This window comes from Neisseria sp. 27098_8_112, assembly GCF_041433235.1.
GTDB lineage: Bacteria > Pseudomonadota > Gammaproteobacteria > Burkholderiales > Neisseriaceae > Neisseria.
Window position 1 is genome coordinate 1 of sequence record NZ_JAPWBB010000004.1, and the last position, 20,974, is coordinate 20,974.

Below are 20,974 nucleotides of genomic sequence, written 5' to 3' on the forward strand. Positions count from 1 at the left end.
GGTACGTTGCACCGTAAATTCCGCTACGCCTGGGCAGCCTATTTTGGTCTGATTAAAGTGAGTGCGCAAAGCCACCTGAAGGCGATGTGTTTGAACCTTTTGAAAGCCGCCAACAGGCTAAGTGCGCCTATTGCTGCCTAAAAGGCGGCCGGATGCCTGCTTAATCAGGTATCCAAGGGGGATTAAGGGGGTATTTGAGTAGAATCAGTGGATATTTGAAATAAAAACAGCCGTAAACCTGTGTTTAGGTTTCGGCTGTTTGGGGGAGGACTTTTTTGCAAAGGTCTCAGGCCGTCTGAAAACCATGAATTTGTGGTTTCAGACGGCCTTTTCATTAAACCTTGTTTTAATGGTCTTCACGCGCGTGGTTGATCGTATATTTAGGAATTTCTACGACCAAATCTTCATCGGCAACGACTGCCTGACAGCTCAAGCGTGAATCGGCTTCCAAGCCCCATGCCTGGTCGAGCAGATCTTCTTCCAATTCGGTCGGCTCTTCTAAGCTGTCAAAACCTTTGCGGATGATGACGTGGCAAGTGGTGCAGGCGCAGGATTTTTCGCAGGCGTGATCGACTTCGATGTCGTGGTCGAGCAGCACGTCAAGGACGGTTTGGCCTTCCGGTGCATCTTCGATAACCGCGCCTTCAGGGCATAATGTCGCGTGTGGGAGTACGGTAATTTTTGGCATTTTTATTGTCTCGGTTGTTTAAGAGTGGTTGTGGTTAAAGTGGTTTCAGACGGCCTTGAGTATTCAATATTCAGGCCGTCTGAAAAATGGGTTTATAACATGATGCCTTTACTTTTTAAATTTTCCAGACATTCGTCCAAGTAGGCATCATCATGTTCGGCGTAAATCGGCGAAGTGGATGCTTCAATCGCGTGCGAATGGTATGGGGCAACGGCTTTGCCACGATATAGCGGGTCTTTCCATAAAGCATCCGGTTTGTAACCGCGCCTTTCCATCTCTTCCATAATCAACGCGTGATACAGATAGAGTTTGTAGGGCGAATGAGTGAAAACGTAATTAACCGTCGCATGCGGCCTGCCCCAGCCGGCCCCGCGCAAGGCAGCGCATTCGCGGTGTTGCCCCAAAAGCTGGGCGCGGGGGAGTAGGGGGATAAGGGTTTGGTGCCAGAGTCTCATTGTGATTCAAATAATTTTGAATATTCTGTGTAAGCTTTCTCTAAATTTTCTTTTGAATAGGTAGTATAAATATGAAGACCTTCTTCAATTTCAGTAGTTAGCTTTGAACCGCTTGTCCCAAAGTATTCGTCTTTATATAAACGGACTTTGGAATTTTTGGGTTTATATGCATTTTCTGAAGAGATGAGATTTCGTAATATGGAAGGATTTTGTTGGTGCTTTTCCTTGATAAAGGAGACAAATGCACTTCTGGTTACTTCAAAAATTTTTTCTTGATGATGTTCTTCGACGGTTTTTTCAAAACCTAACTCTGCTGTTTCATTTTTAGGAAATACAATTTCGCCTCTTAACGAGAGAAAAAGCCTTTTTACAAGATTTTCATCAATTGCAAAAAGCTCAGTTTCTCCTATTTGGCTTTTGCCGAAAATTTCATGAAGTAAGGTTTCTTTTTCTTTATAGTTGTCGGTTTTAATGGCTAGAATGCGCTCTAACCCGCCAACATTTGCGTAGCCGTTGTTTTCCAAATGGCGCATTCTAGTTTCAAAATTATTTTTGTCAGTAATACCAATTTTATATACGCCTTTGATGACAGTTTTCATCAGGTAGACAATGCCTGCTTTTTCCATTGTTGTTCTTTATTTTTATTTCTGTAAGAGGATATCTTTTCAGACGGCCTTTTTATCCAAGGCCGTCTGAAACCATTTGCCATCAAATATTATCAACACTTTGGCCGGTAAGCGCGCGTTGGATGTTGCGGTTCATGCGCTTGGCGGCGAAGTTGTCGGTACTGTGGCTGAGTTTGGCGACGGCAGCGCGGATGTCTTCGGCGTTGCCGTCATTCAGACGGCCTTGCAAATCGGCGATGTCTTGTTGAATCTGTTGCAATTCTTCGGCTTCCAACAAATCGCCATCCAGCTCAAGGGCGGCGTTGACGGCGTCGGTCAGGCTTTCGGCTTCGACCACGGCTTCGGCACGGGCGCGTGCCGCCATGTCTTCGGCGGCGTTGCTCATGCTGTCTTTGAGCATTTGGGTAATGGTGCTGTCGTCCAAGCCGTAGGAAGGTTTGACTTCGATTTGCGCCTGTACGCCGGTGCTTTGTTCTTGTGCTGAAACGGACAGCAATCCGTCGGCATCAACTTGGAAGGTCACGCGGATACGTGCTGCGCCCGCGGCCATCGGCGGAATGCCGCGCAGGGTAAATTTGGCAAGGCTGCGGCAGTCGGAAACGAGTTCGCGCTCGCCTTGTACGACGTGTATCGTCATGGCGGTTTGACCGTCTTTGAAAGTGGTAAAGTCCTGAGCACGAGCGGTAGGAATGGTGGAGTTGCGCGGGATAATTTTTTCGGCAAGACCGCCGTAGGTTTCCAAACCGAGCGACAAGGGTGTAACGTCAAGCAGCAGCCATTCGCCGTCGGTTTTGTTGCCGGCAAGGACGTTTGCCTGTATGGCGGCACCGAGTGCGACCACTTCGTCAGGGTTGAGGTTATTCAGCGGGGTTTGTCCGAAGAATGTAGCAACTGCTTGTTGAACATGCAACATGCGGGTAGAGCCGCCAACCATAATCACGCCCTTGACATCCGCCTTGGTTACGCCGGCATCTTTCAAAGCCTGTTTGACCGGCTCTATGGTTTTTTGCACCAGATTTTGGGTCAGATTGTGAAACTCTTGGCGGGTAATGACGGTATGAACGTTATAGCCGTCTGAAAGTGTGGTTTCGATAACTGCTTCGGTTTGAGTAGTCAGTTTTTCTTTTGCAGTACGAACAAGGGAAAGCAGAAGCTGGCTGTCTTGTTCGTTAAGTTTGGAAAGGTTGTTTTGTTCGAGCAGGTAGCAGAACAAACGATGATCGAAGTCATCGCCACCCAATGCGCTGTTGCCGCCGGTGGCTTTGACTTCAAACAGGCCTTTGGTCAGTTGCAATACGGATACGTCGAATGTGCCGCCACCCAAGTCATAAACGACAAACGTGCCTTCTGAGGCGTTATCTAGTCCGTAGGCGATTGCGGCGGCGGTCGGCTCATTGAGGAGGCGCAATACATTCAAGCCTGCCAAGCGTGCGGCATCTTTGGTGGCTTGACGTTGGGCATCGTCAAAATAAGCGGGTACGGTAATGACGGCGCCGACCAAATCGCCGCCTAATGTTTCTTCGGCGCGCAATTTGAGGGCTTTGAGGATTTCTGCCGATACTTCGATAGGCGTTTTTGCACCTTGACGGGTGTTTAACTCGACTACGCGCTCATTGGGTGTAAATCGATAGGGCAGGTATTGCGCCTCTTGTGCGAGGTCGGTAAGGGTGCGGCCGATCAGGCGTTTGGCGGAGCTGACTGTATTTAGCGGATCGGTTTTTTGGGCAGAAAGGGCGTTTTTGCCGACTTCAACTTTGCCATCCAAATAACGGACAACCGAAGGCAGGGTGGCACGGCCGTCTGAATCGGGCAGGCAGACTGCGCTGCCGCTGCGGACTGTGGCAACCAAGCTGTTGGTTGTGCCTAAATCAATGCCTACGGCGAGGCGGTGTTGATGGGGGGCGGCAGACATGCCGGGTTCTGAAATCTGCAAAAGAGCCATGATTGTGTGCCTTCTGATGCTGTATTTATTAGGATGGGGCAGATTTTAGCAGATTTTTGGCAGATAGTTGAGTGGTTTGCTAGGAAATAACCATAAGGCCTAATGTTGTTTTTTAATTGAAAAGAAAGTGGATTTTGAATCCGGACTTGTATTTTTTAAGAAATGCGGATAAAATTCGACCTCTTTGCCTTGCCTTTTACTTCGCATGGTGAAAGGCTGTTTTTAATCATCCATAAGGAGATAACATGCGTCATTACGAGATCGTGTTTATCGTTCATCCTGATCAAAGCGAGCAAGTGCCTGCTATGGTTGAGCGTTACAAAACCATGATTACTGAAGCCAGCGGTAAAATCCACCGTTTGGAAGACTGGGGCCGTCGTCAATTGGCTTACCCAATCAACAAAATCCACAAAGCACACTATGTTTTGATGAATATCGAAACTACTCCTGAAGTGGTTGAAGAGCTGGAAACTGCTTTCCGCTTCAATGATGCCGTACTGCGTCACCTGACCATCAAAACAAAACACGCTGTAACTGAAGCTTCCCCAATGCTGGGCGGCGAAAAAGCAAAAAACTTGCTGAACGGTGCAGCTGAAGAAGTTGCAGCAGCTGAATAAGATTGAACAATCTGATTAAGCTTACCGCCCGTATCTTGCAGGTTCAGCCCTTGAGATATACGCCGGCAGGAATTCCTGTTTTAGATGTTGTGTTACAACATGAGTCTTGGCAGGAAGAAAACGGACAGAAATGTCTGGTCAAGTTTGAAATCCCTGCGCGGATTTTAGGTAAGCAGGCTGAGGAATGGCAGTATCGGCAAGATGCCGTCATCGAATCGGAAGGTTTTTTGGCGCAACGCAGCCAACGCTTCCCCAAGCCGGTACTACGCATACAGAACATTAAAGAATATAAAGGTTAAACGACAATGGCTCGTCAATCATTCAAACGTAGAAAATTCTGCCGCTTTACGGCTGAAAAAATCCAAGAAGTTGATTATAAACAAGTTGATTTGTTGAAAGACTTCATCTCTGAAAACGGCAAAATCATCCCTGCCCGCATTACTGGTACTAAAGCACACTACCAACGTCAGTTGGCTACTGCTGTGAAACGTGCCCGTTTCCTGGCTCTGTTGCCTTACACCGATCAACACAAATAATTTTGGAGTTTAAATCATGCAAATTATTCTGTTAGAAAAAATCGGCGGTCTGGGTAACTTGGGTGACATCGTTACCGTTAAAAACGGTTACGCACGCAACTTCCTGATTCCTGCCGGTAAAGCAAAACGTGCGACCGAAGCCAACATGAAAGAATTCGAAGCACGCCGCGCTGAATTGGAAGCCAAACAAGCTGAAATCTTGGCTGATGCTAAAGCACGTCAAGAAAAACTGGAAGGCCAAACCATTACTGTTGCTCAAAAAGCCGGTGTTGATGGTCGTCTGTTCGGTTCTGTTACCAATGCTGACATCGCTGAAGCGATTGTTGCTGCCGGTATCCAAGCTGCTAAAGCAAACGTACGTCTGCCTAACGGTCCTTTGAAAGCTGTTGGCGAATACGAAGTTGAAGTGGCTCTGCACACTGACGCCGTTGCTAAAATTACCGTTGCTGTTGTTGCAGCCGCTGAGTAATTGATTCATTCAAGGCCGTCTGAAAATCAAGGGTTTCCTTGGATTTCAGACGGCCTTGTCTATGTGCTTGAGTCGAAGTAAGTAAATATCGATTTGTCTATATTTTTGAGTTTGTCTAGAAATATAGCGGTTGATATGAAGAGATGATGTATTGGCCGAATATTCATTCGTGTTCGGGTTTGTCGTGTTATTTAGTAAAGAGATTATTTATGAATAAAATCAAAATCTTTGGGATGGGTCTGGCTGCTTTGGCTCTGGCTTCATGTAGTACCCCGCAAAAGCCTGCTGTTGATACGGCAAAACCTGTCGAGCCCGTTTCCTCTGCAAAACGCCCTGTATTTGATGCTGCGGCTGAATCTGTTGCCAGCAGCGGTTTTAATGAGAACGTCAATGTTCAGCAGTTTATCCAATATGAAGTAAAAAACCGCCGTTTCAGTGCGGAAGAATTGCGTAACTTCTTCAATGGCGTGGTGTATAAAGGCAATATTATTACCATTATGTACCGCCCAAGCACTTCGCGTCCTTGGTATGAATTCCGCATCGGTAACTCCGGTGCGGCCAAATTTAATGGCGGCAGACAATTCTATGCGGCAAACCGTGCCGTAATTGATGATGTGGCACGCAAATACGGCGTACCTGCCGAATTGATTGTGGCAATTCTCGGTATTGAAACCAATTATGGCAAAAATACAGGCAGCTTCCGCGTTGCCGATGCCTTGAGTACATTGGCCTTTGATTATCCACGCCGTGCCGAGTTCTTCCAAAATGAATTGAGCGAACTTTTGCTGATGGCAAAAGAAGAAAAAGAAAATATCTTTGACTTCAAAGGCAGCTATGCCGGCGCGATGGGCATGCCGCAATTTATGCCTTCAAGCTACCGTAAATGGGCGGTGGATTATGATGGTGATGGTCATCGCGATATTTGGAATAATGTCGGCGATGTGGCGGCTTCTGTCGCCAATTATATGAAACAGCATGGCTGGCAGACCGGCGGTAAGATGGTTGTGCCGGTCAGTCTGACGATTACGCCGCACTTGCAGGCGATTATCGATGAGAAAACTGCCTTGACGCGCACTGTCGCAGATTTCAAAGCTTTGGGTGTCGTGCCTCAAGCTGCTGTTGCGGATAATGAAAAGGCTGTATTGTATGCTTTGGAAACCAGCCCGGGCGTATTTGAATACTATTTGGGCCTGAATAACTTCTACACAGTATGGCAATACAACCACAGCCGCATGTATGTAACAGCGGTACGCGATATTGCGAATGCAATCAATAACAATGGCCTGTAAGCCATAAGAAAACCACCCTTCGGGGTGGTTTTTAAATATTGAGGATTTGTAAGGGGGTTAAGCCATCAGTCTGATTTTCATGGCGTAACGTTTTTTGCTGTGTCCTGAAACAAACTGTCCACCTCGGGCAGGGGATAAAAATGCATTGCCTTCTGCGGTTGGTTCTGCACAAGTATATTGGCCGTTTCGATCGCTCCAGAGGGCATACACAGGCAGATTGTGGGTGCGGATATCCAGTTTCAAGCCGTCAAATGCAACGTGTGCATCCTGGTCGGAGGAAACAAATTCGGTATGGGAGATATAGTCGGCATCGTATGGCGCGCCGTTGAAATCAAATTGTGTGCCGGCGGCGGTAAAGTAGGGGTGGAACCCCGGGGATGTGCGGACGGGCGATTCGCCGTAATTGCAGACAGTTAGGATGGCGATGGCTTCATTTTCGTTAGGCAGACTGTAATCGAGCAACCATTCGACGTGTTCATAGCCTTTTTCTGTGCTGATTAATTTTAAGCCGATATCTGATTCATTTTGATGGCGGATTTCCCAGTCTGAAGTTCTGCCAAAACCATGTTGGGCCAGATGATTTTTGCTGTCAGGTCCGAATTGAGGTAGGCAGACGTGCATACCGCCGCGTAATTTTGTGTCATCGCCTACTTGAACGCTGGTTTTCGGAAATAAGACTTCCCATCCTTTTAGAATCAGGGAATCAATATATCCGCCCATTGTATTTACTTGCATAGTGGCTGATTGGTTGCGTAGTATGATTTCGGACATGATGTTTCAAACTTCAAATTACTTATCATTTATGTAGCATTCTAACATTGCGATGACATGCTGTCGCTGTCGGCTTGATAGAAAATCCTTAATAAAAATCAAAAAAATGCTAGAATATATGCCATTTTCTGAGGCTGTCTGAAAAGCGGATAATTCTTTTCAGATGGCCTTCCGATTTATTTCCCGTAGAGAAACAACATGGCTTATCAAGTTCTTGCACGAAAATGGCGCCCGAAAACCTTTGCCGATTTGGTCGGTCAGGAACACGTCGTCAAAGCCCTGCGCAACGCGCTGGACGAAGGCCGTCTGCACCATGCCTATCTGCTGACAGGGACACGCGGTGTGGGTAAGACCACGATTGCCAGGATTTTGGCCAAGAGCTTGAACTGCGAAAATGCCGTGCATGGCGAGCCGTGCGGTCAGTGTGAAAGCTGTACGCAAATCGACAGCGGCCGTTATGTGGATCTATTGGAAATCGACGCGGCATCGAATACCGGTATCGACAATATCCGCGAAGTGTTGGAAAACGCGCAATACGCGCCGACTGCGGGTAAATACAAAGTCTATATCATCGACGAAGTGCATATGCTTTCCAAAAGCGCGTTCAATGCCATGCTGAAGACTTTGGAAGAACCACCTGAACACGTTAAATTCATTTTGGCGACCACCGATCCGCACAAAGTCCCCATTACTGTATTGAGCCGCTGTTTGCAGTTTGTTTTGCGCAACATGACAACCCAGCAGGTTGCCGAGCATTTGGCGCATGTATTGGATCGTGAAAACGTTCCTTATCAGCCACAGGCTTTGCAACTTTTAGGACGTGCCGCCGCCGGTTCGATGCGCGATGCGTTGAGCCTTTTGGATCAGGCGATTGCCATGGGGTCGGGTAAAGTGGCCGAACAAGATGTTCGCCAAATGATCGGAGCAGTTGATAAACAATACTTGTTTGAATTGCTTGAAGGAATCATCAATCAAAACGGTGAGGCCTTGCTGGAAAAAGCTCAGGAAATGTCCGCCAGAGCGATTGGTTTTGACAGCGCATTGGCAGAATTGGCCATGCTGTTGCAACGTTTGGCTTTGATTCAAACCATTCCTTCCGCCTTGGCGAATGACGACCCTGAACGTGAAACTTTGCTGCGATTAAGTCAGGCTTTGAGTGGAGAGCAGATTCAGCTTTATTATCAATGTGCTATTCATGGTAAACAGGATTTGCCGCTGGCTCCGGATGAGTATGCCGGTTTTGTCATGACGCTTTTGCGCATGCTTGCATTTGCGCCGTTGGCCGCTTCGGGTTGTGATACGCAAAGTCAGATTGAACACACGGATTTGCATTCCGACCATCAGAAAGCTGAGGCCGAAAAAAAGCCTTTTCAGCTGCCGAAATCTGAGCCGATAGCAGCACCGGCGGTTGAGAAAGAGGTTGTTCCGAGCAAACAGGATACCGTTGAAAGGCCGTCTGAAGAAACGGTTCAGCCTGTTCAGCAACAACAGGCGGATGTGCCGCCTTGGGAAGACATGCCGAGCCAAATATCGGCTGAGCCGCCTCAAACACAAACGGCGCAGATGCAAGAAACTGCGGAGCCATTGCCTGTTGCAAAAGTTCAGACGGCCTCTGAGCCGGAAGAATATCCGCACATGGATGAGGAAATTCCGCCTCCGTATTTTGATGAAGCATATGCATATGATGATCCGCATCGTGCTGATGTGATGGAAGTACCGCAGCCGGTTTCATCTACTGAGTCTGAAGAAGAGGAGGGCGATGAAGAAGAGCTTCAGTTCGCTCCTTTGCCTGAGTTTAAAACAGAGAATTGGCACAGTATTATCGAACGCTTCGCCCGTAAATTAGGCGCGGCGCAGATGTTGGCGCAAAATGCGGCATGGACGAGTTATGATGCGGAAGCCGGTTTAATCATGCTGTCGTTGACGGATGAGGCCAAAGCGACTGCCAATAAAGAGCGCTTGGATAAAATCTGCCAGACGTTGAGCGAGGCCTACCATCTTGGCAATTTAAGGCTGCAAACCGAGCCTTGGCAGGATGATAAAGGTTGGGAAACGCCGGTTATACGCCGCAAACGTATTCAAGAAGAAGGGCGGCAGCAGGCGCAAGATTTGCTGGAAGCGGATACAACGGCGCAGAAAATCTTACAAACCTTTGAAGCGCAATGGCTGCCGGATTCTTTAGAATTGGCAGGACATTCTTAAAATACTGATATACAAGGTCGTCTGAAAGGCAATAGCGTTTTTCAGACGGCATGAGTGAAACCCATTTATTCAAACCCATAGGAGTAAAACATGTTCGGAAAAGCCGGATTAGGCGGCCTGATGAAGCAGGCGCAACAAATGCAGGAAAACATGAAAAAGGCACAAGCCAAGCTGGCTGAAACCGAAGTTGAAGGCGAAGCAGGCAATGGTTTGGTAAAAGTTGTGATGACGTGTTCGCACGTTGTCCGCAAACTTGAAATCAGCCCTGATTTGATTCAAGAAGCCGCTGATGACAAAGAAATGTTGGAAGATTTGGTATTGGCCGCTATCAATGCCGCTTCTGAAAAAGCCGAAGAAACCACCAACAAAACCATGGGTGCGTTTACCCAAGGCCTGCCGGCAGGTATGGGCGACTTCTTCCGCTAAACCCGCGCAGCAAAGCAAACAAAGGTCGTCTGAAACACTAAAAATCAGTTTCAGACGGCCTTTGGATTATCTGTTTTGCAGATTGAAATCAACATATCGGCAGTTATTCCGCCGAAGGTATATTGAGTGTTTATTGCATTCAAATCTGCTCAACCAATATTAAAAACCAATCGATACACCAAACAAAATGAAACCGTCCCTTCCCATCCGCTCACTTCTTTTAAGTTGTATGTTCGCCGCAGCAAGCGCAAACAGCTTTGCCGCCGAAACCGTCATCACTTCTCCGGACAAGCAGTTCAGCGTTAAAAAAGTCTGCAACCACAAAACCCAAGAATGCTCTTTCTTTGCAGGCAAAAAAGCCATCGAGGAAAATCTTCCCGAAGACAGGACAAGCTATGAGTGGCTTGGCAATACCTTCGTATTAAGGACTAGCTTAGGATCGTATGATTCCTACACCACCTTCGCAGACCGTATCCACAAGCCCTATACGCTTTCCTCCGTCATCGCCACCGACAGCAAAACGCAATGCGCTGTGACCGCAGGTAATAAAGGCGTGTCGTTCTACTCGCTATTCCGCGACAAACCCGTCAAATTCATTGCTGCAAACGACAAAAAATTTGGCTTCCCTCAAGATGTTGTCTCGTTGGAATCCGTCGTCGAAGTAGAATTCAAAGGCAAGAAAGTCCACATGACGTATATGAACAAAGCTGAACGCAATGTTTCGGTCGTTTTAGACAATCCGTGTGTGAAATAATGTGCCAAATTTGATGGACAAGGCCGTCTGAAAAGATGCCGTTCATTCAAAAAACGAAACAGCCTGAAACCTGACTGAAAAAGGTTTCGGGCTGTTTGCACCTGTTCGCCAGATGAAGCGGGTAGGGCGCAAGGCGTGCCAGTTTGGCAGATAGAGACCTTTGCAAAGGTCTCATGGGGATGCAGGACTTTCTTTGGGAAAGAACAATCGTTCCTTATTGATGTAAAAAAAGCCTGAACGGAAGTTCAGGCTTTTAAAATTTGGCTCCCCGACCTGGGCTCGAACCAGGGACCTGCGGATTAACAGTCCGTCGCTCTACCGACTGAGCTATCGGGGAATGGGGCGTATTATAATGGCTGGAAAAAATGTGTCAATCAATATTTTTAAGAAAATGGTGCAAAATATTTCAAATGTTTGAATGTTAAAAATATTTTGTAATCAAGTTTCACATGCTTCCCAGCCGTTTCAGACGGCCTTTAGTATTTGGCGGTAACCAATTTGCCGTTTTGGAATACTTGCTGCTGCATCACTGTACCGTTGTAGGCGTAAGTGGTTAACGAGCCATTGCTTGGTGTGGCGCGGAACTGCATCAGTTGGTTACGGCTGAGGACGTAGGGATCCGTGCGTTTTTGGCTGTTGTCGCTGTAAAAGTCTTGGACGACATATTCGTTGTTGCGTTTGCTGATCAGTTGGCGATGGAAGCCGCCTTTGACTGCGCTGTTGCTGGGTGTGCCGTGTGCATCAAAATAGGTCACGATTTGTTCTTCTGAGATACGGATGCCGTCTGAATCCGTGCCTTTGGTGGTTTTGGTTTTGTCCAAGCCTACAGGGATGTTGATGGATGTACCCAAGCCGACATGGCGGCCGATGCTGGTGCCGACGCCTAAACCGACGGAAACGCCGGGCGTGCCGACTGTACATGCGCTGAGTGAAGCGGCCAAAAGGGCAGGTAAGAGAACTTTTTTCATAATGTGTATCCTTGTAATAAGAAATGTTTGTAATGTGGGAAGTATAGTATTTTTGCGGAGTGGCTGGTGTTAGTATTGGTAAAAGGGCGCAAGGCCGTCTGAAAAACAAGATAGAAACGAATATATCATTCTGGTGTAAAATGTGCCGGAATAATGATTTAATAAGAATGTGAATGAATAATGAAAACTTTGAAATTTACGAAGATGCACGGCTTGGGCAATGATTTTATGGTGGTCAATGCCATCAATCAGGACTTTGATCCGTTGACTGCGCCGCTTGCCCAATGGGCAGACCGCTATCGCGGCGTGGGTTTTGATCAGTTTTTGGTAGTGGAGAAGCCTTCTTCTGATGCGGTCGATTTTCGGTACCGCATTTTCAATGCGGATGGTCGGGAAGTAGAGCAGTGCGGCAATGGAGCGCGTTGTTTTGCGCGTTTTGTCGCGGATAAGGGTTTGACGGATAAAACGGAAATTTTGGTCGAAACGGCCAAAGGGATTATTGTGCCGAAGCTGTTGGATAACGGTTTGGTTACCGTCAATATGGGTAAACCGCGTTTCATGCCGTCTGAAATTCCGTTTGTGCCTGCACATGGTGAAAATGAAGATGCGTTGACACATATTGTCTTGGTCGGTTTGGAGTCTGTACCGGTAAGCTGTGTGAATATGGGTAATCCGCATGCGGTAATTTTGGTTGATAATGTTGAAACCGCACCGGTGGAGCATTGGGGCGGCGCTATTGAATCACACGAGCAGTTTCCTGAACGGGTCAATGTCGGCTTTTTGCAGGTTGAAGATGAGTTGTCCGTCCGCCTGCGTGTGTTTGAACGCGGGGTGGGGGAAACTCAGGCTTGCGGCACTGGAGCGTGTGCGGCCGTGGTGGCCGGCGTGCGCAATGGCTTGCTGAAAGCGGGTGTGCCTGTGCGTGTTACTCTGCCTGGCGGCGAATTGTTTATCAGTTGGGAAGAAGGTGGCGATGTGCAAATGACCGGCCCTGCTGAAACCGTTTTTGAAGGCGAGTTGCAGTATTCATGATGGTTTCTTTGGATTTTTGGTTTGCCGTCGCGTATGCTGCGGTATCGTTGGCATTTATTTTTCGCGCGCAGCGGTTTCAATGGCTTTGGGCTACGGTGTTGTTGTGGCTGGGGATTTCGGCACTGGGCGCGCGCTTGTTGCCCGGAATGTGGGGCTTTACGCATACAGGCCCTTTGCTCATCCCTCATTTTTATCTGACAATCGCCAGTATTTTCTTCTTTATTGATGACTGCAGTAAAACGGAAGACAAAAAGTTTTGGTCGGCAGGCGAATATGCCGGTTTAACCTTATTTGCGGTTTCCAATGTCGTCATGACTTTGGCTTTTGTTTTCTTGGCAGGCGTGGTTTATTTCATCTTGCCGCTGGCTGGCGCGGTTTTTGCATGGGCGGCCTTACTGAAAATTTATGCTTTGAAACCCATTTATTGGTTTGCATTGCAGGGCGTCCTGATGCTGGTGTTTTATCTGCACAGAGTGGTTGTTTGCAAGCAGTCTGCCTCTCTTTTCAGTATGCGGCAGATGTGGGCAGGCTGGATGGTTGCCGTCGTGATGCAGGCTGTGGTTGCCGTTGCATTGATTTTTGAGCGCAGTGGATATTGACCGCGCTTGAACCAAAAGTTATAAAGAAAGAAATTTTCGATATTGGTTTTTCAGACGGCCTGAGTTTAATATGCAGGCTGTATTACATCTAAATCAGGAGCAGGAAATGAAAATTGCAAATAATATTACCGAGCTGATCGGCAACACACCTCTGGTGAAACTGAACCGCCTGACCGAAGGTTTAAAAGCGCAAATCGCCGTTAAACTTGAATTCTTTAATCCAGGCAGCAGCGTGAAAGACCGTATTGCCGAAGCCATGATTGAAGCGGCCGAGCAAGCCGGTAAAATCAATAAAGATACCGTTATCGTCGAGGCAACCAGTGGCAATACCGGTATCGGTTTGGCCATGGTGTGCGCGGCCCGCGGTTATAAATTGGCCATCACCATGCCTGAAAGCATGAGTAAAGAACGCAAAATGCTGCTGCGTGCGTTTGGTGCAGAATTGATTTTGACTCCTGCTGCCGAAGGCATGGCAGGCGCTATTGCCAAAGCCCAATCTTTAGTGGACGAACATCCGGGCACTTATTTCATGCCGCGCCAATTTGATAACGAGGCCAATCCTGAAGTTCACCGCAAAACCACTGCCGAAGAGATTTGGCGCGATACAGACGGTAAAGTAGATATTTTCGTGGCCGGTGTGGGTACTGGCGGCACGATTACCGGCGTGGGCGAAGTGTTGAAAAAATACAAACCCGAAGTTCAAATCGTGGCTGTCGAGCCTGAAGCTTCTCCGGTATTGAGTGGTGGCGAAAAAGGCCCACATCCGATTCAAGGTTTGGGCGCAGGCTTTATCCCCAACGTTTTGAATACGACTGTTTACGACAGCATTGTCAAAGTACCTAACGAAGCAGCGTTTGAAACTGCACGCGCTATGGCTGAAAAAGAAGGCATTTTGGTAGGTATTTCTTCAGGTGCCGCAGTATGGAGCGCATTGCAACTGGCCAAAAAACCTGAAAACGAAGGTAAGCTGATCGTTGTCTTGTTGCCATCATATGGTGAACGCTATCTTTCTACGCCGCTTTTTGCCGATTTGGCATAATATAGGATTGTTGTTAAAAGGCCGTTTTCAGACGGCCTTTTTTGCGTATGGGCTTGAGATATCGTATGAAATCTGTTGTAATTCAGTTAATGAGCTTTGAATACCGTTATTCAAAAGTTGGTTTCTTCAACGAATCATGCTTATAATGCGCATTATGAAAAAATACATTCTTCCTATCCTTGCTGTGGCGGCACTTGCCGGTTGTGAATCAATTTATGTTCCAACATTGAAAGAAGTGCCAGTTCGACCAACCAACGTCAAGAAACCTAAGGCTGATTCACAAGTTTCAGCTACCGGTTATCATTTGGCTCCTTCGCATTGGGCAGATGTTTCCAAGATTCATGATGAAGCACGTCGCTTGAGTACCCAAGTGAGCCAAGGTAGTCTGACCAAAGTTCAGGCTGCACAATATTTGAACCGCTTCCGTATCCAACAAGTGGGACGCAACTCTGTCGATGACAGTATGTACGAAGTTTATCTGCGTTCTGCCGTTGACAGCCAACGTGGTGAAATTACTACCGAGCAATCCAAACAGTACATTCAAGGTGCTTTGCGCGGTTGGCAGCAACGTTGGAAAAACATGGATACCAAACCAAGCAATCCTGCGTTTACCAACTTCCTGATGGAAGTTATGGGTATGCAGCCTTTGAAATAAAAAAGTCATAAACCGAGAAGGCCGTCTGAATATTCGGACGGCCTTCTTCTTATATTTATATATGTGTAGTCGAATTGTATCCAATTAAGAACCAAACAGCTTGTCAGCCGCTTGACGGGCTTTTTCTTGAATATCTTCGGTCAGATAGTTTTTCATTTGAGAATAAACCAATGCAATGACAGCAATGTCATCGCTGAAGCCAAATGGAATCAGAAGGTCGGGAATGCTGTCGATAGGGCTGAGGAAATAAACCAGTGCACCGACAATAATCATTTTGGCCCGTTTGGGCGTGTGTTCGGATTCCCAAAGGTAATAAAGTGCATAAAGTTGACGGACGACAGGTTTGCCCAGGCGGCTGGCAAAGCGTCCGAGTTTTTTCATAAAACCGGATGTGTCCAAGTTTCGGCGACGGAAGGAGGGGATGTAGTCTTCCGGATTGGGTGTGTTTTGATGAGGGGAGTGTGTCATGATACAGCCTCCTTATAAGGTATGGAAACATTATTGGTATTACACTGTATTTTAGTCCATCTAGGAATGAATGAAATGTCTTTGAATGTATAACTATGTAAGAGTAGTGGTGATAATGCAGTGGTAATAAGTTAGGAATGGCTTATGCCTTTGTAAAGATTAGGTATCAAGAATGAGAATTTATCTCGCAATAGATACAATTCTCAAATCATAATGATGTTATCGTAAGTGCTTTGATGGGGAGATGGCTTAATTGCAGGAAAGTAACAAAAAAGGCTAAGCACACAAAAAAAAATCTAAGAATGATTATTTGATTTTATTGGCCTTTTGGTAAAAATCATTAGAGCATTCATAAATTGCACTGTTCAAAATGAGATAAAACAGGTAAATTATGGTTTATGTAGCTTATTGTAGTGCTGAGCTATAGGTTTTGAGCTGATAATAAATCTAGAGGAACTGACCATGTCCGCCAAATCACGCCCGGTATTTTTGGAAATTCCGAATATCCGATTGCCCATACCGGGGATTGTATCTATTCTTCACCGTATCAGCGGCGTCGGCTTGTTTGTGATGCTGCCTGTTCTCTTGTATTTCTTCTCTGGAACGCTGGATCGCGAAGCGTCGTTTGAAGCATATCGTTCTGCTATTTCCAATCCGTTTGTGAAGCTGATCCTTATCGGTCTGTTGTGGGCATATCTGCACCACTTTTTTGCCGGTATCCGCTTTCTGTTTTTGGATGTGCATAAAGGCCTGGAATTAAATACTGCCCGTACTACTGCTAAAGTTGTATTTGCTTCTGCTTTGATTCTGACCGTCGTTTTGGGAGCTTTGTTATGGTAGAACGTAAATTGACAGGTGCGCATTACGGTTTGCGCGATTGGGCAATGCAACGTGCAACTGCGGTCATCATGCTGGTGTACACCGTGGTTCTTTTGGTTGTTTTGTTTACGTTGCCTAAAGAATATTCGGCATGGCAGGCATTTTTTGATCAAACTTGGGTGAAGGTGTTTACCCAAGTGAGCTTCTTGGCCGTATTCCTGCATGCATGGGTAGGTATCCGTGATTTGTGGATGGACTACATTAAGCCTTTCGGCGTGCGTTTATTTTTACAAGTTGCCACCATCGTTTGGTTGGTAGGCTGCTTGGTGTATTCAGTTAAAGTAATTTGGGGGTAAATATGGGTTTTCCTGTTCGCAAGTTTGATGCCGTGATTGTTGGCGGTGGTGGTGCAGGTTTACGCGCAGCCCTCCAATTGTCTAAATCCGGCCTGAATTGTGCTGTTTTGTCTAAAGTCTTCCCAACCCGTTCTCATACTGTAGCGGCTCAAGGTGGTATTTCTGCTTCATTGGGTAATGTGCAAGAAGACCGTTGGGATTGGCATATGTACGATACCGTGAAAGGTTCTGACTGGTTGGGCGACCAAGATGCGATTGAGTTTATGTGTCGCGCCGCGCCTGAAGCCGTAATTGAGTTGGAACACATGGGTATGCCTTTTGACCGTGTGGAAAGTGGCAAAATCTACCAACGTCCTTTCGGTGGCCATACTGCCGAACATGGTAAACGTGCGGTAGAACGTGCATGTGCGGTTGCCGACCGTACCGGTCATGCGATGTTGCATACTTTGTACCAACAAAACGTCCGTGCCAATACACAATTCTTTGTGGAATGGACAGCGCAAGATTTGATTCGTGATGAAAATGGCGACGTAGTCGGTGTAACTGCCATGGAAATGGAAACCGGCGAAGTTTATATTTTCCATGCTAAAGCTGTGATGTTTGCTACCGGTGGCGGTGGTCGTATTTATGCTTCTTCTACCAATGCTTATATGAATACCGGTGACGGTTTGGGTATTTGTGCCCGTGCAGGTATTCCGTTGGAAGACATGGAATTCTGGCAATTCCACCCGACCGGTGTAGCCGGTGCCGGTGTATTGATTACCGAGGGTGTACGCGGTGAGGGTGGTATTCTGTTGAATGCCGATGGCGAACGCTTTATGGAACGTTACGCTCCGACTGTAAAAGACTTGGCTTCCCGTGACGTGGTTTCCCGTGCGATGGCAATGGAAATTTACGAAGGTCGCGGCTGCGGTAAAAACAAAGACCACGTTTTGCTGAAAATCGACCATATCGGCGCAGAAAAAATTATGGAAAAACTGCCGGGCATCCGTGAGATTTCCATTCAGTTTGCCGGTATCGACCCGATTAAAGACCCGATTCCTGTTGTACCGACTACCCACTACATGATGGGTGGTATTCCGACCAACTACCATGGCGAAGTTGTCGTTCCGCAAGGTGAAGATTACGAAGTGCCTGTAAAAGGTCTATATGCGGCAGGGGAGTGCGCTTGTGCTTCTGTACACGGTGCGAACCGCTTGGGTACTAACTCCCTGTTGGACTTGGTGGTATTTGGTAAAGCTGCCGGCGACAGTATGATTAAATTCATCAAAGAGCAAAGCGACTGGAAACCTCTGCCTGCTAATGCCGGTGAGTTGACCCGCCAACGTATCGAGCGTTTGGACAACCAAACCGATGGTGAAAACGTTGATGCATTGCGTCGCGAGCTGCAACGCTCCGTACAACTGCACGCCGGTGTGTTCCGTACCGATGAGATTCTGAGCAAAGGCGTTCGAGAAATCATGGCGATTGCCGAGCGCGTGAAACGTACTGAAATCAAAGACAAGAGCAAAGTGTGGAATACTGCGCGTATCGAAGCTTTGGAATTGGATAATCTGATTGAAGTAGCGAAAGCGACTTTGGTGTCCGCCGAAGCGCGTAAAGAATCGCGTGGCGCACACGCTTCAGACGACCATCCTGAGCGCGATGACGAAAACTGGATGAAACATACCCTGTATCATTCAGATACCAATACTTTGTCTTACAAACCGGTACATACCAAGCCTTTGAGCGTGGAATACATCAAACCGGCTAAACGCGTTTATTGATGAGTTTTCAGACGGCCTTTACCTTAAAGGCCGTCTGAAACCTAACCATACCCACATTGAACTGCTTGAATTCATAATACAAAATCATTGGGCAGTTTATGAGAAAAGGAACACTTCTCATGGAAAAAATGAGTTTTGAAATTTACCGTTACAACCCGGACGTTGATGCCAAGCCTTATATGCAACGTTACGAGTTGGAATTGGAACCAACCGACGTTAAACTTTTGGACGCTTTAGTGCGCCTGAAAGCACAAGACGATACATTGTCTTTCCGCCGTTCTTGCCGCGAAGGTATTTGCGGTTCTGACGGTATGAACATCAACGGCAAAAACGGCTTGGCATGTCTGACCGATCTGCGTGGCTTGAAACAGCCGGTTAAAATCCGTCCTCTGCCAGGTCTGCCTGTTATCCGCGACCTGATTGTGGATATGACCCAGTTCTTCAAACAATATCACTCCATCAAACCTTACGTTGTCAACGATAACCCTATCGATGCGGACAAAGAGCGTCTGCAAACTCAGGAAGAGCGTAAAGAGTTGGACGGTTTGTACGAATGTATTTTGTGTGCCTGCTGTTCGACTGCCTGCCCATCATTCTGGTGGAATCCTGATAAATTTGTTGGTCCGTCCGGTTTGCTGAATGCTTACCGTTTCATTGCGGATAGCCGTGATACCATCACTAATGAGCGTTTGGATAACCTGAACGACCCATACCGTTTGTTCCGTTGCCACACCATTATGAACTGCGTAGACGTATGTCCTAAACACTTGAATCCGACCCGAGCCATCGGTAAGATTAAAGAGATTATGTTGAAACGAGCCGTTTAAGAAATGATGGTTTTTGACGATATTGCCAAACGGAAAATCCGTTTTCAAACCCGCCGGGGATTGTTGGAATTAGACTTAATCTTTGGTAGGTTTATGGAAAAAGAATTCGAGCACCTGAGTGATCAGGAGTTGTCCGAATTTTCCGAAATCCTCGAATTTCAAGACCAAGAGTTGCTTGCCTTGATTAACGGACATTCGGCGACGGACAAGAAACACCTGATTCCCATGCTTGAAAAAATCAGACAGGCATGACGTGTTATAGAGCTTGTTTGCGATGCCAATCCGAACAAGCTCTTTCCATACTGAGGCCGTCTGAAAAAAAGGACCGTGCCGCTTGGGCGGCAACGAAAGCCCCAACTTACAAAGGAGTTTAAGAATGTCTAAATCAGTCAAGCTCACCACCCCAAATCAAGAGACCTTGGAACTGCCAGTATTGGAAGCAAGTATCGGCCATGATGTGGTTGATATCCGTACTTTGACTAAAAATACAGGTCTGTTTTCCTTCGACCCCGGATTCGTTTCAACTGCAAGTTGCGAATCTAAAATCACTTATATTGATGGCGATGAAGGTCTGTTGTATTACCGTGGTTATCCTATCGAGCAGCTGGCCGAAAAATCTGATTACTTGGAAGTTTGCTACCTGTTGATTTACGGCGAACTGCCTACCCCTGAACAGAAAAAAGAATTTGATGCCACAGTTGGTCGCCATACTATGCTGCATGAACAGTTGACTTGGTTCTTCCGCGGATTCCGTCGCGATGCACACCCGATGGCGATGATGGTTGGCGTGGTTGGCGCTCTGTCTGCGTTTTATCAAGACAGCTTGGATATTACCAATCCTGAACACCGCAAAATCGCGATTTACCGCTTAATCTCCAAAATTCCGACCATTGCGGCAATGTGTTACCGTTATTCCAACGGTTTGCCGTTCAATTATCCAAAAAATAACCTTACCTATGCTGAAAACTTCTTGCACATGATGTTTGCCACACCGTGTGAAGAATACAAACCTAATCCAGTATTGGCTCGCGCGCTCGACCGCATCTTTATTTTGCATGCCGACCACGAGCAAAACGCCTCTACTTCGACCGTACGTTTGGCCGGCTCTTCTGGTGCAAATCCATTTGCCTGTATCGCTGCCGGTATTGCCTGTCTGTGGGGTGCTTCACACGGCGGTGCAAACGAAGCTGTGTTGAAGATGCTGGACGAAATCGGCGATGTATCTAATGTTGCCGCATACATGGAAGGTGTGAAACAACGTAAATACCGTCTGATGGGCTTCGGTCACCGCGTATACCGCAATATGGACCCACGAGCCAGCATCATGCGCGAAACCTGTTATGAAGTCTTGAAAGAATTGGGCTTGGAAGACAGTCCTAAATTCAAGCTGGCGATGGAATTGGAACAAATCGCACTGAAAGATCCATTCTTTGTTGAACGCAAGCTGTATCCAAACGTCGATTTCTACTCCGGTATCGTCTTGTCCGCATTGGGCATTCCAACTGAAATGTTTACCGTTATCTTCGCATTGTCGCGCAGTGTAGGTTGGATTTCTCATTGGCATGAAATGATTAGCGATCCGGCACTGAAAATCGGCCGCCCACGTCAACTGTATACCGGTGCAGAGCGTCGCGATTACGTTCCGGTAGATAAACGCTAATAGACAATAC

The 20,974-nt window shown here is 47.0% G+C and carries 25 protein-coding genes, 1 tRNA gene and 1 pseudogene; 19 read left to right on the plus strand and 8 right to left on the minus strand.

Annotation, left to right across the window (positions count from 1 at the left end):
* Positions 1–141: pseudogene (locus O3682_RS03575) on the plus strand (IS5/IS1182 family transposase); the annotation flags it as partial.
* A 205-nt stretch (positions 142–346) separates the two neighbouring features.
* On the opposite strand, the gene fdx reads toward O3682_RS03575, so the two are convergent.
* The 4 genes from fdx to hscA form a co-directional block, all read right to left on the minus strand.
* On the minus strand, positions 347–688 hold the full coding sequence (gene fdx, locus O3682_RS03580; protein ID WP_003686005.1) for an ISC system 2Fe-2S type ferredoxin: 342 nt from the start codon (positions 686–688) through the stop codon (positions 347–349).
* A gap of 92 nt (positions 689–780) precedes the next feature.
* On the minus strand, positions 781–1,143 hold the full coding sequence (locus O3682_RS03585) for a TIGR02328 family protein (protein WP_293206147.1): 363 nt from the start codon (positions 1,141–1,143) through the stop codon (positions 781–783).
* On the minus strand, positions 1,140–1,769 hold the full coding sequence (locus O3682_RS03590) for a GIY-YIG nuclease family protein (RefSeq protein WP_371508493.1): 630 nt from the start codon (positions 1,767–1,769) through the stop codon (positions 1,140–1,142). Before O3682_RS03590 ends, O3682_RS03585 begins: the two co-directional genes overlap by 4 nt.
* An 82-nt stretch (positions 1,770–1,851) precedes the next feature.
* Positions 1,852–3,711: a Fe-S protein assembly chaperone HscA gene (gene hscA / locus O3682_RS03595; protein ID WP_371508494.1), complete on the minus strand. Its 1,860-nt coding sequence runs from the start codon at positions 3,709–3,711 to the stop codon at positions 1,852–1,854.
* A 245-nt stretch (positions 3,712–3,956) separates the two neighbouring features.
* On the opposite strand from hscA, the gene rpsF reads away from it, so the two are divergent.
* From rpsF to mltB, 5 genes are all read left to right on the plus strand, one after another.
* Positions 3,957–4,328, plus strand: a complete 372-nt coding sequence (gene rpsF / locus O3682_RS03600; RefSeq protein WP_003686150.1) for a 30S ribosomal protein S6 — start codon at positions 3,957–3,959, stop codon at positions 4,326–4,328.
* Positions 4,325–4,627 carry a primosomal replication protein N gene (priB, locus tag O3682_RS03605; RefSeq protein ID WP_191620531.1) on the plus strand — a complete coding sequence of 101 codons (303 nt, stop codon included), beginning with the start codon at positions 4,325–4,327 and terminating at the stop codon, positions 4,625–4,627. The genes rpsF and priB overlap by 4 nt, the downstream gene beginning before the upstream one ends.
* 6 nt (positions 4,628–4,633) lie before the next feature.
* Positions 4,634–4,864 carry a 30S ribosomal protein S18 gene (rpsR, locus tag O3682_RS03610; RefSeq protein WP_003678863.1) on the plus strand — a complete coding sequence of 77 codons (231 nt, stop codon included), beginning with the start codon at positions 4,634–4,636 and terminating at the stop codon, positions 4,862–4,864.
* 16 nt (positions 4,865–4,880) lie between these two features.
* Complete coding sequence (gene rplI / locus O3682_RS03615) at positions 4,881–5,333, plus strand: 50S ribosomal protein L9 (protein WP_003678862.1); 453 nt, start codon at positions 4,881–4,883, stop codon at positions 5,331–5,333.
* A 209-nt stretch (positions 5,334–5,542) separates the two neighbouring features.
* Entirely contained in the window at positions 5,543–6,622 is a 1,080-nt protein-coding gene (gene mltB / locus O3682_RS03620; RefSeq protein WP_371508495.1) for a lytic murein transglycosylase B, read from the plus strand.
* A 57-nt stretch (positions 6,623–6,679) separates the two neighbouring features.
* Here mltB and O3682_RS03625 read toward each other — a convergent pair whose 3' ends face one another.
* Positions 6,680–7,393: an aldose epimerase family protein gene (locus tag O3682_RS03625; protein ID WP_371508496.1), complete on the minus strand. Its 714-nt coding sequence runs from the start codon at positions 7,391–7,393 to the stop codon at positions 6,680–6,682.
* A gap of 198 nt (positions 7,394–7,591) precedes the next feature.
* Between O3682_RS03625 and dnaX the strand changes: the two genes are divergently transcribed.
* The 3 genes from dnaX to O3682_RS03640 all read left to right on the plus strand — a co-directional run bounded on the left by dnaX (position 7,592) and on the right by O3682_RS03640 (position 10,775).
* Complete coding sequence (gene dnaX, locus O3682_RS03630; RefSeq protein ID WP_371508497.1) at positions 7,592–9,595, plus strand: DNA polymerase III subunit gamma/tau; 2,004 nt, start codon at positions 7,592–7,594, stop codon at positions 9,593–9,595.
* Positions 9,596–9,685: 90 nt separating this feature from the next.
* Entirely contained in the window at positions 9,686–10,021 is a 336-nt protein-coding gene (locus tag O3682_RS03635) for a YbaB/EbfC family nucleoid-associated protein (RefSeq protein ID WP_003678854.1), read from the plus strand.
* Between the two features lie 187 nt (positions 10,022–10,208).
* Complete coding sequence (locus tag O3682_RS03640) at positions 10,209–10,775, plus strand: hypothetical protein (RefSeq protein WP_371508498.1); 567 nt, start codon at positions 10,209–10,211, stop codon at positions 10,773–10,775.
* Positions 10,776–11,036: 261 nt separating this feature from the next.
* Here the strand turns inward: O3682_RS03640 and O3682_RS03645 are convergent.
* Together O3682_RS03645 and O3682_RS03650 are read right to left on the minus strand one after the other, a co-directional pair.
* Positions 11,037–11,112, minus strand: a tRNA-Asn gene (locus tag O3682_RS03645).
* A gap of 139 nt (positions 11,113–11,251) precedes the next feature.
* A complete protein-coding gene (locus tag O3682_RS03650) occupies positions 11,252–11,743 on the minus strand; it encodes a NemA protein (protein WP_107723632.1) in 492 nt (163 codons plus the stop codon).
* Positions 11,744–11,923: 180 nt separating this feature from the next.
* Here O3682_RS03650 and dapF point away from each other — a divergent pair, with 180 nt between their 5' ends.
* The 4 genes from dapF (at position 11,924) to O3682_RS03670 (ending at position 15,068) form a co-directional block, all read left to right on the plus strand.
* Positions 11,924–12,775: a diaminopimelate epimerase gene (dapF, locus tag O3682_RS03655; protein ID WP_371508500.1), complete on the plus strand. Its 852-nt coding sequence runs from the start codon at positions 11,924–11,926 to the stop codon at positions 12,773–12,775.
* Positions 12,772–13,374, plus strand: a complete 603-nt coding sequence (locus O3682_RS03660) for a hypothetical protein (protein ID WP_371508502.1) — start codon at positions 12,772–12,774, stop codon at positions 13,372–13,374. Before dapF ends, O3682_RS03660 begins: the two co-directional genes overlap by 4 nt.
* 106 nt (positions 13,375–13,480) lie before the next feature.
* Positions 13,481–14,413: a cysteine synthase A gene (cysK, locus tag O3682_RS03665; RefSeq protein WP_371508504.1), complete on the plus strand. Its 933-nt coding sequence runs from the start codon at positions 13,481–13,483 to the stop codon at positions 14,411–14,413.
* A 154-nt stretch (positions 14,414–14,567) separates the two neighbouring features.
* Complete coding sequence (locus O3682_RS03670; protein WP_371444493.1) at positions 14,568–15,068, plus strand: membrane lipoprotein lipid attachment site-containing protein; 501 nt, start codon at positions 14,568–14,570, stop codon at positions 15,066–15,068.
* An 84-nt stretch (positions 15,069–15,152) separates the two neighbouring features.
* Here O3682_RS03670 and O3682_RS03675 read toward each other — a convergent pair whose 3' ends face one another.
* Entirely contained in the window at positions 15,153–15,536 is a 384-nt protein-coding gene (locus O3682_RS03675; protein ID WP_285070787.1) for a YkvA family protein, read from the minus strand.
* Between the two features lie 462 nt (positions 15,537–15,998).
* Here O3682_RS03675 and sdhC point away from each other — a divergent pair, with 462 nt between their 5' ends.
* The 6 genes from sdhC to gltA all read left to right on the plus strand — a co-directional run bounded on the left by sdhC (position 15,999) and on the right by gltA (position 20,964).
* Complete coding sequence (sdhC, locus tag O3682_RS03680) at positions 15,999–16,376, plus strand: succinate dehydrogenase, cytochrome b556 subunit (protein WP_004519263.1); 378 nt, start codon at positions 15,999–16,001, stop codon at positions 16,374–16,376.
* Positions 16,370–16,711: a succinate dehydrogenase, hydrophobic membrane anchor protein gene (gene sdhD / locus O3682_RS03685; protein WP_004519264.1), complete on the plus strand. Its 342-nt coding sequence runs from the start codon at positions 16,370–16,372 to the stop codon at positions 16,709–16,711. The genes sdhC and sdhD overlap by 7 nt, the downstream gene beginning before the upstream one ends.
* A 2-nt stretch (positions 16,712–16,713) precedes the next feature.
* Positions 16,714–18,477, plus strand: coding sequence for a succinate dehydrogenase flavoprotein subunit (sdhA, locus tag O3682_RS03690; RefSeq protein WP_003686011.1), 1,764 nt, complete (start codon positions 16,714–16,716; stop codon positions 18,475–18,477).
* 119 nt (positions 18,478–18,596) lie between these two features.
* Positions 18,597–19,304 carry a succinate dehydrogenase iron-sulfur subunit gene (locus tag O3682_RS03695; RefSeq protein ID WP_002241462.1) on the plus strand — a complete coding sequence of 236 codons (708 nt, stop codon included), beginning with the start codon at positions 18,597–18,599 and terminating at the stop codon, positions 19,302–19,304.
* Positions 19,305–19,307: 3 nt separating this feature from the next.
* The gene (locus tag O3682_RS03700) at positions 19,308–19,556 is read left to right on the plus strand and encodes an FAD assembly factor SdhE (RefSeq protein WP_003678830.1); all 249 of its coding nucleotides are present in this window, start codon (positions 19,308–19,310) and stop codon (positions 19,554–19,556) included.
* Between the two features lie 124 nt (positions 19,557–19,680).
* Entirely contained in the window at positions 19,681–20,964 is a 1,284-nt protein-coding gene (gene gltA, locus O3682_RS03705; protein WP_371508507.1) for a citrate synthase, read from the plus strand.
* The last annotated feature ends 10 nt before the right edge of the window (positions 20,965–20,974 follow it).

Excerpts from the sequence above, each read along its gene's own strand:
- O3682_RS03640 (WP_371508498.1), top strand. The coding sequence starts at position 10,209 with ATGAAACCGTCCCTTCCCATCCGCTCACTTCTTTTAAGTTGTATGTTC.
- cysK (WP_371508504.1), top strand. The coding sequence starts at position 13,481 with ATGAAAATTGCAAATAATATTACCGAGCTGATCGGCAACACACCTCTG.
- rpsR (WP_003678863.1), top strand. The coding sequence starts at position 4,634 with ATGGCTCGTCAATCATTCAAACGTAGAAAATTCTGCCGCTTTACGGCT.
- hscA (WP_371508494.1), bottom strand. The coding sequence starts at position 3,711 with ATGGCTCTTTTGCAGATTTCAGAACCCGGCATGTCTGCCGCCCCCCAT.
- sdhC (WP_004519263.1), top strand. The coding sequence starts at position 15,999 with ATGTCCGCCAAATCACGCCCGGTATTTTTGGAAATTCCGAATATCCGA.
- mltB (WP_371508495.1), top strand. The coding sequence starts at position 5,543 with ATGAATAAAATCAAAATCTTTGGGATGGGTCTGGCTGCTTTGGCTCTG.
- O3682_RS03650 (WP_107723632.1), bottom strand. The coding sequence starts at position 11,743 with ATGAAAAAAGTTCTCTTACCTGCCCTTTTGGCCGCTTCACTCAGCGCA.
- O3682_RS03635 (WP_003678854.1), top strand. The coding sequence starts at position 9,686 with ATGTTCGGAAAAGCCGGATTAGGCGGCCTGATGAAGCAGGCGCAACAA.
- O3682_RS03585 (WP_293206147.1), bottom strand. The coding sequence starts at position 1,143 with ATGAGACTCTGGCACCAAACCCTTATCCCCCTACTCCCCCGCGCCCAG.
- O3682_RS03675 (WP_285070787.1), bottom strand. The coding sequence starts at position 15,536 with ATGACACACTCCCCTCATCAAAACACACCCAATCCGGAAGACTACATC.
- rplI (WP_003678862.1), top strand. The coding sequence starts at position 4,881 with ATGCAAATTATTCTGTTAGAAAAAATCGGCGGTCTGGGTAACTTGGGT.
- sdhD (WP_004519264.1), top strand. The coding sequence starts at position 16,370 with ATGGTAGAACGTAAATTGACAGGTGCGCATTACGGTTTGCGCGATTGG.
- O3682_RS03590 (WP_371508493.1), bottom strand. The coding sequence starts at position 1,769 with ATGGAAAAAGCAGGCATTGTCTACCTGATGAAAACTGTCATCAAAGGC.
- gltA (WP_371508507.1), top strand. The coding sequence starts at position 19,681 with ATGTCTAAATCAGTCAAGCTCACCACCCCAAATCAAGAGACCTTGGAA.
- O3682_RS03670 (WP_371444493.1), top strand. The coding sequence starts at position 14,568 with ATGAAAAAATACATTCTTCCTATCCTTGCTGTGGCGGCACTTGCCGGT.
- O3682_RS03660 (WP_371508502.1), top strand. The coding sequence starts at position 12,772 with ATGATGGTTTCTTTGGATTTTTGGTTTGCCGTCGCGTATGCTGCGGTA.
- dapF (WP_371508500.1), top strand. The coding sequence starts at position 11,924 with ATGAAAACTTTGAAATTTACGAAGATGCACGGCTTGGGCAATGATTTT.
- fdx (WP_003686005.1), bottom strand. The coding sequence starts at position 688 with ATGCCAAAAATTACCGTACTCCCACACGCGACATTATGCCCTGAAGGC.
- sdhA (WP_003686011.1), top strand. The coding sequence starts at position 16,714 with ATGGGTTTTCCTGTTCGCAAGTTTGATGCCGTGATTGTTGGCGGTGGT.
- rpsF (WP_003686150.1), top strand. The coding sequence starts at position 3,957 with ATGCGTCATTACGAGATCGTGTTTATCGTTCATCCTGATCAAAGCGAG.
- O3682_RS03700 (WP_003678830.1), top strand. The coding sequence starts at position 19,308 with ATGATGGTTTTTGACGATATTGCCAAACGGAAAATCCGTTTTCAAACC.
- dnaX (WP_371508497.1), top strand. The coding sequence starts at position 7,592 with ATGGCTTATCAAGTTCTTGCACGAAAATGGCGCCCGAAAACCTTTGCC.
- O3682_RS03625 (WP_371508496.1), bottom strand. The coding sequence starts at position 7,393 with ATGTCCGAAATCATACTACGCAACCAATCAGCCACTATGCAAGTAAAT.
- O3682_RS03695 (WP_002241462.1), top strand. The coding sequence starts at position 18,597 with ATGGAAAAAATGAGTTTTGAAATTTACCGTTACAACCCGGACGTTGAT.